The following is a 14,235-nucleotide window of genomic DNA, read 5'->3' as shown; positions in this document are numbered from 1 at the left end:
AAGAAGCACTCACATTATTCTAGTGCGTTAGCACCTGCTACAATTTCAGTAATTTCTTGCGTAATAGCAGCTTGACGCGCACGGTTGTACTGAATAGTAAAATCGTTAATAACGTTTTTGGCATTATCAGTAGCTGTCTGCATAGCTGTCATACCAGCTGCATGTTCAGCGGTTTTCGCATCAACAATGGCACCATAAATGAGACTTTCAGTATATTGTGGTAAGAGTTGTTCCAAAATCAATTCACGACTTGGTTCTAACTCAAAACCAGTTGTCCCTTCTTCTGCCGCTTCATCAGCATCTAATTCTGCAATTGGAAGCATTTGTTGGACACGAACTTGACTTGTCAAGCTGTTCACATGGTGATTGTAACATACATATAATTCATCAAACAATTCGTTTTTATACATTTCAACAGATTTTGAAATGATATTGCCGACTTGTTCAAATGATGGCTGATCTTCCAAACCACGCAATTCAAATACAACATTCATACCACGAGCTTTAAAGAAATCAGCACCAATACCACCAATAGCAATGATGGCATAACTATCGTCCTTAGCATGATATTCTTGAATAAGATCCATCATAGCTTTCAAGATTTTAGAATTATACCCACCAACAAGTCCTTTATCAGATGTAATCACAATGTAACCTGTCTTTTTAACTGGACGTGCGGCTAACATTGGATTTTTTGAACCATTAATAAGTTCTGATTTCAATAAATCCGTAGTAATTTGGCGAATTTTTGAAGCATAGATTTGGAAATCTTGTGCTGCTTGCTCAGATTTAGTCAATTTTGCAGCTGATACCATTTGCATAGCTCCAGTGATATGACTTGTTTTCTGAGTTGAAATAATTTTTTCTTTGATTTCATTAAGAGAGCCTGCCATATGCTACCTCCCTCTTATTTGAATTCTGACTGATCTTTAAAGGCTTTAATAGCTGCATCTAAGACAGATTCTTCTGGTAAATCTTTGGTTGTACGGATAGTTTCAAAGATTGATTCGTAATGTGCATCAAAGTAATCATACAAAGATTCTTCAAATGCTAAAATGTCATTAACTGGCACATCATCCAAGAAACCATGAGTAAGTGCATAAAGAATCACAACTTGTTTTTCAACAGGAAGTGGTTTGTGAACAGGTTGTTTAAGCACTTCAACTGTACGACGTCCACGATTAAGTTTAGCTTGTGTTGCTGCATCCAAATCAGAACCGAATTGTGTAAAGGCTTCAAGCTCACGGTAAGAAGCCAAGTCAAGACGAAGGGTACCAGCAACTTTCTTCATTGCTTTGATTTGTGCTGAACCACCAACACGTGACACTGAAGAACCAGCATCAATCGCAGGACGAATACCCGAGTTAAAAAGATTTTCTTGCAAGAAGATTTGTCCGTCAGTGATAGAAATCACATTTGTTGCGATGTAAGCTGAAATATCACCAGCTTGTGTTTCAATAAACGGAAGTGCTGTAATAGAACCACCACCAAGAGCATCAGAAACTTTCGCAGAACGTTCAAGCAAGCGGCTGTGAAGATAAAAGACATCACCTGGGTAAGCTTCACGTCCTGGTGGACGACGAAGAAGAAGTGACAGTTCACGGTAAGCTACTGCTTGTTTTGATAGATCATCATAAACGATCAATACATGTTTTCCGTTATACATAAATTCTTCTGCCATTGCTACACCAGCATAAGGAGCGATGTAAAGTAATGGAGAAGGTTGTGAAGCTGAGGCTGTCACAACGATTGTATAATCAAGAGCACCGTACTTACGAAGTGTTTCAACTTGTGTACGAACAGTTGATTCTTTTTGACCAATAGCAACATAGATACAAATCATATCTTGTCCTTTTTGGTTCAAAATTGCATCAATCGCAACAGATGTTTTACCTGTTTGACGGTCACCGATGATTAACTCACGTTGACCACGTCCAATTGGAACCAAAGCATCAATCGCTTTAAGACCAGTTTGGAGTGGTTCAGAAACTGATTTACGTTGCATAACGCCTGGTGCAGGTGTTTCAACTGGACGTGTAGCAGTTGTCTTGATATCACCAAGACCATCCACTGGTTGACCAAGTGGGTTAACAACACGACCGATAAGAGCTTCACCTACTGGTACTTCCATGATTTTACCAGTACGTTTTACTTCATCACCTTCACGAATTGTAGAGAAATCTCCAAGAATGATGATACCAACGTCATTTGACTCAAGGTTTTGAGCCATACCGAAAGCACCATTTGAAAATTCAAGAAGTTCTCCACTCATAGCATTATCAAGTCCACGAGCACGAGCGATACCATCACCGATATAAGTGACAACACCAGTTTCTGTGACGTCAAAATTTGGCTGGAAGTTTTCAATTTGCTTTCTAATTAAAGCGCTAATTTCTTGTGCATTAATTGCCAAAAGTCACACCACTTTCTATTTCAAATTCATTTTAAATTCTTGCAATTGACGATGAATACTTGTGTCAATTACTTTATTGTTAACATTGATGACAAAACCTCCAAGGATTGATTCGTCAATGTTTTCAACGAGTTTTCCAGCTTTAACACCGAATTTTTCAGCAACTAAAGCTAGGATACGATCTTTTTGTTCATCAGTTAAAACTACTGCGGTTCTCACAACAATATCGTGTTGATTTGTAGCAATAACAAAATCTTTTTGAACACCTTCTAAGATGGCTTTCAAGAACGCTTCTCGTTCATTTTGTAAAATTACCTCAAGAAAATTGTTCATGTAAACTGAACTAGACTCTTGAAGCAACCTAACAAGTTTTACTTTTTCATCACGTGAAACGACTAAACTTGACAAGAAGTCAGCTAAGTTTGTCTCTTCAAAAACAGACAACAAAGCTTCTGTTTCTGATTGGAGTTCAGCTAAACTGTCTTTTTCAATAGCAATTTCTACGAGACTTTTCGCATATTGCTCAACAAGAGCTTGTGTCTTTTTATCCATTAGGCATCTCCTAGCTTGTCAAGATAGCTATCAATGAGATTGCTTTGAGCTTCTTTGTCAAGATTAGCTGTCATGATTTTTTCTGCCAAAAGGACAGTCAAATCAGCGACATCACCTTTAACACTTGAAAGAGCTTCTGCTTTACTTTGTTCTATATCTTGATTAGCTTTAGCTTTCAAGCGGCTAGCTTCTTCGCGTGCTTCAGCGAGAATTTTAACCTCTTGAATTTTACCAGTTTCTTTGGCATCATCAATAATTTGAGTTGCCTCAGTACGAGCGCCAGCTAACTCTTCTTGGCGTTTAGCAGCAAGAGCTTCTGCTTCTTTACGCGCTGCTTCTGCACCATCAACATCATTAGCAATTTTTTCTTCACGAGCGGTAAAGATCCCTGTCAATTGTTCCCAAGCAAAAAGTTTGATGAGAACCAACAAAAGGATCACTGAACCAGCAGTAATAATAATATTACCAATACTTGTACTATTGATTAGTGTTTCCATTGATTATTCCTTTCTTAAGATTCATCCTCATCTTCTGGGAGTTTTTCTGAGATATATTTAGATGACAAAATAGTGAATACGTACGCTTGAATGCATCCGATAAAGGCTGAGAAAGCAACCCAAGCCAAGTTAAGGACAAAGGCAAATGGAGCAAAAATCAAGCTTTTTGTACCAAATCCTACAATCAAAGCAGTAACAACTTCACCAGCATAAATGTTACCAAATAAACGTAGAGCAAGTGACAAAACGTTAGCAAATTGCTCTAAGATGTTCATTGGAAGCATCATTGGGAAAGGACTCAAGTAATCTTTCAAATATGCTTTGACACCTTTCTTTCGAACACCTTCAACATGGACAACAATCGCGACGATTAAAGACAAAGTAAAATCGACCATGAAAGTTGATGTTGGAGATGTCCAAAAGTTATAATCTTCAGACTCCAATTTAACTAGCAAACCAAGGTTGTTAGCAATCAGAATGAAAAAGAAGAATGTGAACATCAACAAGCTGTACTTAGGAGTGTATTCTCCAAGATTAGGTTTAATCGTATTTTGTACGAACTCGTAGACATACTCAATGAAATTTTGTTTTCCTTTAGGTTTTAAAGTCATTTTTCGAGTTGCCCAAAAAATGATACCGAAGGAAATAATCACCGTCAAGAGAGACATCGCTAAAATGGTTAAGTCAAACTCAATACCAAAGACATGCGCTGTTGGATTTACGGATGTTTCCAACTTTATCCCTCCTTCTTTTTAAAAGTTCTTAGTTAGAATTATCCAACGAAGAATGTACATGCAAGAAGGACGAAGAATGTACCTTCGATGAAGGCTATTCCAAGGAACATAAGTGTTTGCAATTTACTGAACATTTCAGGTTGACGTGCTGCAGATTTTGCAATGTTGGCAACGAGGATACCTTCACCAATACTAACTCCTAGTACGGCAAGACCAAGTGCTAAGATTTTTAAATTCAACATGATATGAATCTCCTTTTAAAATTTTTTACTTCGTTATTTTAGTCCTATTTTAAGGAATTGTCAACGAAATCACCGTTTTCGGAAACGTTTTCTCAAACTATACTTAACCTTTGTTTAGTTTTTGAACAATAATAAAAGGAAAACGGTCAAATCCGCTTTCCTCTAGGCTTTATGAGCCTTATTTACTAACATTTTATGATAGATTTTCTATACAAATGATGTTGGAAAACACGTTTTTGGACATAATATCTAGAAACTGCTTTCATAGTTAATTTTACATATGATTTTGAAAACACTTTCTACTATTTAAAGTGTGAATTATTTGTCCATTGACTCATCTAAGTCTTCAACTTCATGAGCAAATTTTTGAGCAATGGCTTCTAGCGCTAAATCTTCTTGATCCCAAACTAAGGCATCATCTGAAATTTCATCCGTGTTAGCAAAGAAAGTAATATGATTTTTAAGATTACGAAGCACGATTGGCGCGTCACCACCGTACTCACCATCCAAATTAATCATCATTTTCTTGTCTGATAGAGGTTCAATTTCCAAGAAGTCTGTCTTGATGTACTCAATGCGCTTATCACCGATATGTTTACCACCATCAAGAACTAGTCGAATCAAATGTAAAATCTCAATCAAGTTAGCTGTTTTCACTAAAATCAAAGTGAACTTACCATCATCAAGTTTAGCATCTGGAGCGATTTGTTCAAAGCCACCTACTGAATTAGTGATGGCTGCAAAAATCATTGACACATCACCTTCAAAGACACCTTTTTCATGTTTGATGCGAACTGGAACCGTACGAATTCCTGGTAGAAGCTCAACCCCTTTTGCCAAATAAGCTAGGTAACCAAACATGGTTTTCAACTGACTTGGCACACTGTAAGTCAATTCTGTGAATGAACCTGCAGCAGCGATATTGATAAAATACGTATCCTCACGCGCTTGACCAATATCCATGTGAATCAGTTGGTTTTTACCAATAATTTTTGCAGCTTCAACGGGATTTCCACGAGGAATCTTAAGGGCACGCGCAAAGTCATTTGTCGTACCTGTTGGAATAATTGCCATTTTTGGTCGTTTTTCTAGCGGAGCAATTCCGTTAACAACCTCATTAATCGTTCCATCACCACCTGCAGCAATGACTAAATCGAAGCCAGCCTTTGCTGCTCTCTCAGCTTCATTGCGAGCTGAATTTTCTTCGGGTGTTGTTTGAAAGGCAGAAGTTTCATAACCAAAGCCTTCTAAAATATCTAGAACTTCGGCAACATTTTTCTTCATAATTTCCTGGCCAGAGGTCGGATTATAGATTAAACGTGCTCGTTTTTGTTTTTTGACCATTTTATATTACCTCAAAAAGATTATAAACTTTCTAACCAAGCTTCATCACGAACGTCAATTCCAAGAGCTTGGGCTTTTGTCAATTTTGATCCAGCATCTGCTCCTGCAACGACAATATCTGTCTTTTTAGAAACACTGCCTGTAACCTTAGCTCCTAAATCCTGCAACTTTTCTTTAGCTTCATTTCGCGTTAAGCGTTGGAGTTTTCCAGTTAGAACCACTGTCAAACCAGCTAATTGAGCATCTTTGGAAACTTTCTTTCCAAGATAAGCAAAATTAACACCAGCATTTTTCAATTCTGCCAAAAGTTCTTCGGCTTCTTTTTTTGCAAAATAGCTGCGCAGTGACTTAGCAATAACTGTTCCAAGACCATCAATATTCGCAATAGCTTCTTCGTCTGCTGCCACAAGGTTTTCGATACTTTCAAAAACTTCTAGGAGCTGACGACTTGCTTTAGCACCAACATGACGGATTCCTAAACCAAATAATAATTTTTCTGCTGAATTAGCTTTTGATGCTTGGATAGCATTGTAAAGTTTTTCAGCTGATTTTTCTTTAAAGCCATCAAGCGTCAGTAAATCTTCGACACTTAGTCGATAAATATCTGCAACGTCATGAACCAAATCCGCTGTAAAGAGTTTCTTAACGATTGAGGGTCCAAGACCAGTAATATTCATGGCATCTCGACTGGCAAAATGCGTTAAGCGCTCTTGGATCTGGCTTGGGCAAAGTGGGTTAATACAGCGAAGCGCCACTTCATCCTCATAGTGAATCAGCTCACTGCCACATGACGGACACGTCTCAGGAATTGGCATTGGGACTTGCTTATTACGCTTACTTTCAACCACGTGAAGTACAGCTGGAATAATATCTCCCGCCTTGTAGACAATAACGGTATCTCCGATTCGGATATCTTTTTCAGCAATATAATCCACATTGTGCAAAGTCGCACGACTAACAGTTGTTCCTGCAAGTTGAACAGGCGTTAAATTAGCTGTTGGGGTAACAACACCTGTACGTCCAACCGTCCAATCTACTGACAAAATCTCAGCTTCTTTTTCTTCAGCTGGGAATTTATAAGCAATCGCCCAACGTGGTGCCTTAACTGTAAATCCAAGTTCTTCTTGCATAGCAAGGCTATTAACCTTAATAACGATACCGTCAATATCATACGGAAGGCTATCACGCTCTGCAGCCACTTCTTGAATAAATGCCCAGATATCTTCCATTGAAGATGTTGTAATACGTCTTGGATTAACTGAAAAACCATAACGAGACAATTCTTCTAAAACGTCATTTTGTGTGGTCATACTTGTTGAAGCCACTTCTTGGTAAAAGAAGGTTGCTAGATTACGTTTTGCAACGACTGCAGTATTCAACTGACGAAGGGTACCAGCTGCGGCATTACGAGGATTGGCAAATTCTGACTGACCACTTTCACGACGTTCTTCGTTAATCTTATCAAAAGATTCTCTTGGCAAATAAGCTTCGCCTCGAACCGTGATTGTCAAAGGCTCTTCCAATTTGTGCGGAATATCTTTGATGCGTTTGACATTTTCAGTGATATTTTCACCGATTGAACCATCACCACGTGTCGCACCGACTTGAAGTACACCGTCTACGTAGACTAATGATACTGAAAGTCCATCAATCTTAAGTTCAGCCATGTAAGATGCATTTGGAAATTCTGCCTTGACGCGACGATCAAAATCATCTAATTCCTCACGTGAAAAAGCATCTTGTAAACTATACAGTGGTGTTTCATGTTGATATTTTTCAAAGCCATCTAAAATAAGACCCCCAACTGCTTGTGTCGGACTATCCGGCAAAATCAAGTCTGGATTAGCCTTTTCAAGCTCTACCAATTCACGATAGAGCTTGTCATACTCACTATCAGAGACCGTTGGTTGGTCTTGTGTATAATACTCTTTTCGATACTGGTTGAGTTCATCAACCAATTTTTGAATACGTTCTTTCATATATACTATTTTAACACATCTAAAGAAAAATACTCTTTAAAACTTATCATTTTTTGAAGATATTATATAGAAAAAAAGAACTTCCACTTTTGGAAATTCTTTTGGTATATCAAGCAGTCAATTCAATACGACTGGCTAATTTATCCATGACAAGTGAGCCGATTAGAAGTGATGCAAGTTCTCCCACAGCTGATGTAAACCATGTCATCAAGAAAGGTGCGTTAGCGACAATATGCAACTCTGTAGCAATGGTAAACATTGAAGCCGCAAATAATAGTGAGAAATAAAAGAATGCTTTGTTAAATAAACCATTAAAGAGATATTGATCTTTATAGCGGTCAAACAAGGTTACACCTAGCATCAAGAAAACAAAAGTCTGGCTACCACCGACAAAGACATCGATGAGACCAAAACTATATAAATTAGCAATCATACAACCTGCTGTTAAGCCGATAATATATTTACGATTATAAAAAGCCAAAAATACTAACATTTCAGATACTCGGAACTGATAAGCACCGTAAGAAATCGCATTTAAAGGCGGTGTGATTGTTAAAACAACATAAAGTGCTGCAACAATGGCAACTCGAACAAAATCACGCATAGTGAATTTTTCCATTTTCTTCTCCTTTGACGTTTGAAAGCTTAGGTTTCAACGTTTGTAATATGCTTGGCGAAAGGGAACTAAGCACCAAGGGTCGTCAAGACAACGCTTAAAAGTATAGCACATTTTTCTAAAATTTGATATAGTAGACCTATGAAAAAATTAATCACAAGCGAAGTTTTTAAGTATCTCTTTTTTGGTGTTCTAACAACTCTTGTCTACATGGGAACACGTTTAGTTATCTTTTCACTGACAAGTTCTGCAACTTTCTCAGCTGTTATTGCTAATATTGTTGCTATTTTATTTGCCTTCTTTACCAATGATTATTTTGTTTTCAATCAAGTTCGTAAAGGTTGGTTTGAGCGTTTAGTCAAATTCACCATTGCACGTTTGTCAACACTCATTTTAGATTTAGCTTTGGCATTCTTCTTGGTCACAAAATTCCCGCATATCATCGGACAATTTGTAAATGACAATCTTTCAATGGTTAATGCTATTGAAACTCTCTTTTCTCAAGTCTTAATCATTGTGCTGAATTATGCTCTTAGCAAGCTGTTAGTTTTCAAAGACAAAAAATAACACCCAGAAGGTGTTATTTTTTTTTGCCTCGTTGTGCCAAAAGTGACAACAAATCGCCTCGTCTACTTTCCATTTTTCCTTGACGCAGTTCTTGATAAGTAGCGTTAAAAATAGCTCCTAAAATCAAGATATGGGCAAGAAAGATAAACCATAACATTAATACAAAAATCACAACTGATCCAAATGTTTTAATGTCAACCATTCGTTCAAAGGTTCTTAGAATATAACTACTAAACAAGTTATTCAAGAACACAATGACGACTGAGGTAAAAATGGTTCCAGGTAAGATGTAGCGAAAACGTCGAATTCTGACATTAGGCAGAATAAAATACAGTAACATCAATCCGATAACAATGGTCAAGACAGTCACCGGCTGTGCTAGATTCAAAATCACGGTAGCCATCGTGTCACTTAAATCATAGTATGAATTGATCACTTGCAAAATAGCTTTTGAAAAAGTCGAAAAGATTAAGACGAAAGTCAGTAAGAAAAGAATCAAGAGACTTCCAATTACTCCCACTAATCGACCAATCACAAAATCTCTGTGTTGCGCTACGCCGTAGGCTTTATTAATTGCTTTTTGAAGAGAGGTCAACGATTTAGACATAGTCCAAAATGCTGTTAAAGTGGCAACTCCCAAAATACTACCTGAAGGTTTTGAGAAAATATCAATCGTAATAGCCGACACCGATGGGTAAAGGTTAGTTGGCAAATTTTTCTTCATAAATGCCAACAAAATATTAACATCAATGTTCAGATAAGGGAAAATATTAGCTGCAATGACAATCAGCGGAAAGGCTGTCAGCAATAAATAATAAGCAACAGCAATTGCTGATAAATCAATCTCAGCACTGCGATAGTGTTTTAAATAAACTTGCAGCGGTTGCCACTCTAATTTAGACCATAATTTGTCTAAGAATTGCTTTCGCTTCATCTTAGTAAGTTCTTTCTTCTCCTTGGCTTGTTAGAATAACAGGACCGTCTTTTGTGATAACAAATTGATGTTCGTATTGACATGATAGCCCACCATCAAGGGTTTTGTGAGCCCAGCCAGTTTTCATGTCAGTATCGATTTCCCATGTTCCTGTATTAATCATTGGTTCAACAGTCAATACCATACCTTCGCGCAAACGAAGTCCACGACCTGCTTTACCATAGTGAGGGACCATTGGTTCTTCGTGCATTGTAGGACCAACACCGTGACCTACCAAATCACGAACGACACCGTAGCCGCGGCTTTCAGCATATTCTTGAATCGCTGCACCAATATCACCGATACGGTTACCAACAACAGCTTTTTCAATACCAATATAAAGGCATTCTTTTGTGACGTCCATAAGGTCTTTAACTTCTTTTGAAACCTCACCAACCGCATATGCCCAGCATGAGTCGGCCACACCACCAGAATATGATTGCGTGTATTTTTTAACTTGTTCAACGTTATCAAAGTTTAGTTTTGATACGTCAACCACTGACTTATCAAGTGGTTCACTCATAACCATATCAACTTTTAGCAAGTCACCTTCTTTTAGGATGTAGTGACGTGGAAAAGCGTGAGCCACTTCATCATTAAGACCACAACATGTAGCATATGGGTAATCCATGATTGAACCATCAACACCAATTTGAAGCGGAAGAACATTTTCTTCTTTACAACGGCGACGAACATATTCTTCAACTTCCCACATGTCAACACCTGGTTTAATAACATCACGTAAACCGATGTGGATAGAAGCAAGGAAATCTCCTGCGCGATCCATTGCTTCGATTTCACGAGCTGATTTTAATGTAATCATATTATCTATCTCCTATAATAAACTCTAAAAAGAATCAGTACTTTTAATTATACACTGATAGTCACCAAACTGTCAAAAAGGTAACGTTCTAGTCACTTTTTGATAGAAAAAATTAATTTATTTTTGTCGTTACTAAGGCTTTGGCGACAATTTGATCATCTAAAAGAATTTCAAAATCAATCACCGAGCTACGACGTTTTTCCGTAATAATGCGTGGTTGAATGACCAAGCGATCATCAATCTGAACAACTTGCACGAAATAAAGCATCAATTGTTCAATAATAATATTCTTTTGATGTTTTTTAGTTAAAACACGAACACTGATTTCCTTAATAAATTCTGTCAGAACACCCTGCGCAAAATTTCCTGCATTGTCAATCATCGCTGGTTCGACGATAAATTGGTAAACACCATCTTCTTGCTTCAAATTAGACAGCATCTGATCACTGTAAGTGTAAGGACTTGAATGCTGTAGGTTCTGTAGATTTTCGACAGCCTGACGGCGTGTAATCACTCCAAGTAAAGTCAAATCTTCAGCCACAACTGGTAGCATATTAAGATCTTCAAAAATCATTTTTTGACTAATATTAGCCAGACTCGCTTGCGGTTTAGCGACAATCAAATTGCGAGACATGATACTTTTGATATCAACGTTATTTTCCTTATCAACAACGTCAAACATACTGACAACACCGACAACAAGATTTTTACTATTAACAACTGGAAAACGGACATTCTTGGTTTGCTTAATCAAGGTGTTAAAATCACGCACGGTGTCACCTTCGTGCAAAAATCCGTATTCTGCTTTGACTTGATAAACTTGCTCAACCGTTGTCAAATCTGTCTTAATGCGTAGATTAGACAAAGCATGGTTAATCATCGTGGCAACCGTAAACGTATCGTAATTAGTCACCATAACTGGAATGCCAAGCTCATCAGCTAGACGAATAACAGCTTCTGAGACAGAAAATCCTCCAGTCACCAAAATGGCATTATGTTTTTCAAGCGCCAGCAATTGGATGTTTTCACGGTCCCCAACAATCAAAAGCCCACCTTTAACCAAATAACGCAAGATATTTTCTTGGGTCATAGCCCCAATCGAAAACTTGCTAAACTCTCGGCTAAGCCCTGCTTTTCCTGCTAAAACCTCTGAATCACTGATACGAGCAATTTCTGAATAAGTCAATCGCTCAATGCGAACGGCAGGTTTCTTTTCGATACGAACCGTTCCACTTCGAGGTCTTGTCTCTACGATACCACGATTTTCGGCTTCTTTGATAGCACGATAAGCGGTCCCATCACTAACATTTAAATGATTAGAAATACTTCGCACACTCACGCGCTTACCAACCGCCAAATTCTCCAGATACTCTAATATTTTCTGATGTTTACTCATAACGATAGTCACCTTTACTCAACTGATAATCAACATAATCGCGCATTTTTCGGCTATAGCGGTCACTTCCCTTGAATTGACGCTTCAAACGAAAACCTGATTTTTGCGCTACTCGCTGACTGGCTATATTTTCTGCATGAGCAATCACATGTAAATTTTGCAGACCTAACTCTTGAAAACTCAAAAAAGCAAGTGTTTTTAAGCTCTCTGTCATTAACCCCTTGCCCCAGAAAGTTTGGTTCATAAAATAACCAATTTCTGTTGTCATACGATTATGGTCAAGTTTTTCAAAACGAATACAACCAATCATTTTACGAGTTTTTTTGTCTTCAATCGCCCAAACACCGAGCGGTTCCTTCATAAAATAATGAACCATGAGAAAATCACTTTCCTCACGTGTGGCATGACTTGGAAAAATAAAACGAAGATTATCAGGATTGCTACAAATCTCAAAAAAATCCTGACTATCCTTGTATGTAAAAGGACGTAAATACATGCGTTCTGTTTCAAAAGAGGCATAACGTCCTAAAAGCGTCCAAATATCCATGTCCTTATTATAACACACGACTTTAAAATTTGGTTTAGCAGAATTCAAACAAAAAAGAAGCCCTAAGGCTCCTTCTTATTCTTCGATTAATTTAATATCAGCACCTAAGGCTGTCAATTTTTCGATAATATTTGAGTAACCACGTAAAATAAATTCAACGTTGGTAATTTCTGTTTGACCTTCTGCCATCAAACCAGCTGTCACAAGAGCTGCACCAGCACGCAAGTCTGACGCTTTAACAGGTGCTCCTGTCAATTTATTAGGTCCTTGATAAGCAATACGTCCGCCAACAATTGAAATATCCGCACCCATTCTCACCAATTCAGCGACGTGGTTAGTACGTTTTTCATAGATGGTATCCAAAATCGTACCACGACCTTCTGCTACTAACAACAATGGTGTGATTGGTTGTTGCAAATCAGTTGCAAAACCAGGATATGGTGATGTTTTTACTGATACAGCTTTTAGAGTTGACTGTTTTTCAACAAAAACAGCATCTTCTTCAACCGTCATACGAACACCCATTTCTTCGAGTTTTGCAATATAACTCTCTAAGTGTTCATAAAGGACGTTAGTGATACGAACACCTTCACCGATTGCTGCTGCTATAGCAATATAAGTACCTGCTTCAATACGGTCAGGAATCACTTGATGACGTGTTCCATGAAGGCTTTCAACCCCTTCAATAGTGATAACATCAGTACCTGCACCACGTACGTGAGCCCCCATATTGTTCAACAATGTCGCAACATCAATAATTTCTGGTTCACGAGCGACATTTTCGATGATAGTACGACCTTTAGCTTTTGTCGCAGCAAGCATAGTGTTGATTGTTGCACCAACACTAACAGTATCCATGTAGATGTGAGCTCCATGAATTGGTTCTCCATCTGTTGCAAGGCGCATAGCTTCGCCTTCATAAGATACTTGAGCTCCCATAGCTTCAAAAGCTTTCAAGTGAAGGTCAATTGGACGAGGCCCAAGATCACATCCACCTGGAAGTCCAACAGTCGCTTCACCAAATTGGCTAAGCAAACTACCATAGAAATAATAAGAAGCACGCAAGCTATTGATTTTTCCATATGGCATTGGTTGATTTTTAACACCACGTGGATCGATTTCAAGCGTTTCGCCTTCTCGCTTAATCTTAGCTCCCATCACTTCCATAATCTCAATCAAACTATCAACATCGGAAATGGCAGGAACTCCATCCAAAATAACAATATCATCAGATAGAATAGCTGCTGGAATCAAAGCCACAACACTATTTTTAGCACCCGAAATAGCAACCTCTCCCTTTAAAGGTTTGCCACCATTAATAACAATTTTACGCATACATTCAAAACTTTCTGCTAGAATTCAACCTTTACATTTTATCATAGATTATGGCATTTGACAAACTGATTATGGTGAATATTTTGACACTTTGTTAAGATTTTGTCATATTTTTTCGTGTTTTAATATCATAAGCAGAAACTACTACTTTTATTTTTCAAACTTTTTTAGTCAAAAAATTTTAAAATCAAGGTTAAACCTGTTTCAAATGTCTACT

The 14,235-nt window shown here is 37.8% G+C and carries 15 protein-coding genes and 1 riboswitch; of the genes, 1 reads left to right on the top strand and 14 read right to left on the bottom strand.

Features of this window, described 5'->3' with window-relative positions; genetic code table 11:
* Positions 1–14: 14 nt before the first annotated feature.
* From STRINF_RS06820 to STRINF_RS06780, 9 genes are all read right to left on the bottom strand, one after another.
* A complete protein-coding gene (locus tag STRINF_RS06820) occupies positions 15–893 on the bottom strand; it encodes a F0F1 ATP synthase subunit gamma (protein ID WP_006532336.1) in 879 nt (292 codons plus the stop codon).
* Between the two features lie 14 nt (positions 894–907).
* Positions 908–2,413 (bottom strand): F0F1 ATP synthase subunit alpha, encoded by a 1,506-nt coding sequence (gene atpA, locus STRINF_RS06815; RefSeq protein WP_006532335.1) that lies wholly within the window; start codon positions 2,411–2,413, stop codon positions 908–910.
* A gap of 15 nt (positions 2,414–2,428) precedes the next feature.
* The gene (locus tag STRINF_RS06810) at positions 2,429–2,965 is read right to left on the bottom strand and encodes a F0F1 ATP synthase subunit delta (protein WP_006532334.1); all 537 of its coding nucleotides are present in this window, start codon (positions 2,963–2,965) and stop codon (positions 2,429–2,431) included.
* Complete coding sequence (gene atpF, locus STRINF_RS06805) at positions 2,965–3,462, bottom strand: F0F1 ATP synthase subunit B (RefSeq protein ID WP_006532333.1); 498 nt, start codon at positions 3,460–3,462, stop codon at positions 2,965–2,967. Before atpF ends, STRINF_RS06810 begins: the two co-directional genes overlap by 1 nt.
* A 14-nt stretch (positions 3,463–3,476) precedes the next feature.
* A complete protein-coding gene (gene atpB / locus STRINF_RS06800) occupies positions 3,477–4,196 on the bottom strand; it encodes a F0F1 ATP synthase subunit A (RefSeq protein WP_006532332.1) in 720 nt (239 codons plus the stop codon).
* A 38-nt stretch (positions 4,197–4,234) separates the two neighbouring features.
* Positions 4,235–4,438, bottom strand: coding sequence for a F0F1 ATP synthase subunit C (locus tag STRINF_RS06795; RefSeq protein ID WP_006532331.1), 204 nt, complete (start codon positions 4,436–4,438; stop codon positions 4,235–4,237).
* A gap of 318 nt (positions 4,439–4,756) precedes the next feature.
* Positions 4,757–5,782: a diacylglycerol kinase family lipid kinase gene (locus STRINF_RS06790; RefSeq protein WP_006532330.1), complete on the bottom strand. Its 1,026-nt coding sequence runs from the start codon at positions 5,780–5,782 to the stop codon at positions 4,757–4,759.
* Positions 5,783–5,802: 20 nt separating this feature from the next.
* Positions 5,803–7,761: an NAD-dependent DNA ligase LigA gene (gene ligA, locus STRINF_RS06785; RefSeq protein ID WP_006532329.1), complete on the bottom strand. Its 1,959-nt coding sequence runs from the start codon at positions 7,759–7,761 to the stop codon at positions 5,803–5,805.
* A gap of 109 nt (positions 7,762–7,870) precedes the next feature.
* A complete protein-coding gene (locus STRINF_RS06780; protein ID WP_006532328.1) occupies positions 7,871–8,380 on the bottom strand; it encodes a QueT transporter family protein in 510 nt (169 codons plus the stop codon).
* Positions 8,378–8,490: riboswitch (PreQ1 riboswitch) on the bottom strand. Its footprint overlaps the gene before it by 3 nt.
* A gap of 28 nt (positions 8,491–8,518) precedes the next feature.
* Here STRINF_RS06780 and STRINF_RS06775 point away from each other — a divergent pair.
* Entirely contained in the window at positions 8,519–8,944 is a 426-nt protein-coding gene (locus STRINF_RS06775) for a GtrA family protein (protein WP_006532327.1), read from the top strand.
* A gap of 13 nt (positions 8,945–8,957) precedes the next feature.
* On the opposite strand, the gene STRINF_RS06770 is transcribed toward STRINF_RS06775, so the two are convergent.
* The 5 genes from STRINF_RS06770 to STRINF_RS06750 form a co-directional block, all read right to left on the bottom strand.
* A complete protein-coding gene (locus STRINF_RS06770) occupies positions 8,958–9,878 on the bottom strand; it encodes a YihY/virulence factor BrkB family protein (protein ID WP_006532326.1) in 921 nt (306 codons plus the stop codon).
* Position 9,879: 1 nt separating this feature from the next.
* Positions 9,880–10,740: a methionyl aminopeptidase gene (locus tag STRINF_RS06765; RefSeq protein WP_006532325.1), complete on the bottom strand. Its 861-nt coding sequence runs from the start codon at positions 10,738–10,740 to the stop codon at positions 9,880–9,882.
* A 112-nt stretch (positions 10,741–10,852) separates the two neighbouring features.
* Complete coding sequence (gene spxR / locus STRINF_RS06760; protein ID WP_006532324.1) at positions 10,853–12,136, bottom strand: CBS-HotDog domain-containing transcription factor SpxR; 1,284 nt, start codon at positions 12,134–12,136, stop codon at positions 10,853–10,855.
* A complete protein-coding gene (locus STRINF_RS06755) occupies positions 12,129–12,683 on the bottom strand; it encodes a GNAT family N-acetyltransferase (protein WP_006532323.1) in 555 nt (184 codons plus the stop codon). The genes spxR and STRINF_RS06755 overlap by 8 nt, the downstream gene beginning before the upstream one ends.
* Before the next feature lie 75 nt (positions 12,684–12,758).
* Positions 12,759–14,018: a UDP-N-acetylglucosamine 1-carboxyvinyltransferase gene (locus STRINF_RS06750; protein WP_006532322.1), complete on the bottom strand. Its 1,260-nt coding sequence runs from the start codon at positions 14,016–14,018 to the stop codon at positions 12,759–12,761.
* Between the last annotated feature and the right edge of the window lie 217 nt (positions 14,019–14,235).

The organism is Streptococcus infantarius subsp. infantarius ATCC BAA-102, from assembly GCF_000154985.1.
Classification (GTDB): domain Bacteria; phylum Bacillota; class Bacilli; order Lactobacillales; family Streptococcaceae; genus Streptococcus; species Streptococcus infantarius.
The sequence above is the reverse complement of the archived record's forward strand: the minus strand, read 5'-3'. Positions and strand labels throughout refer to the sequence as shown.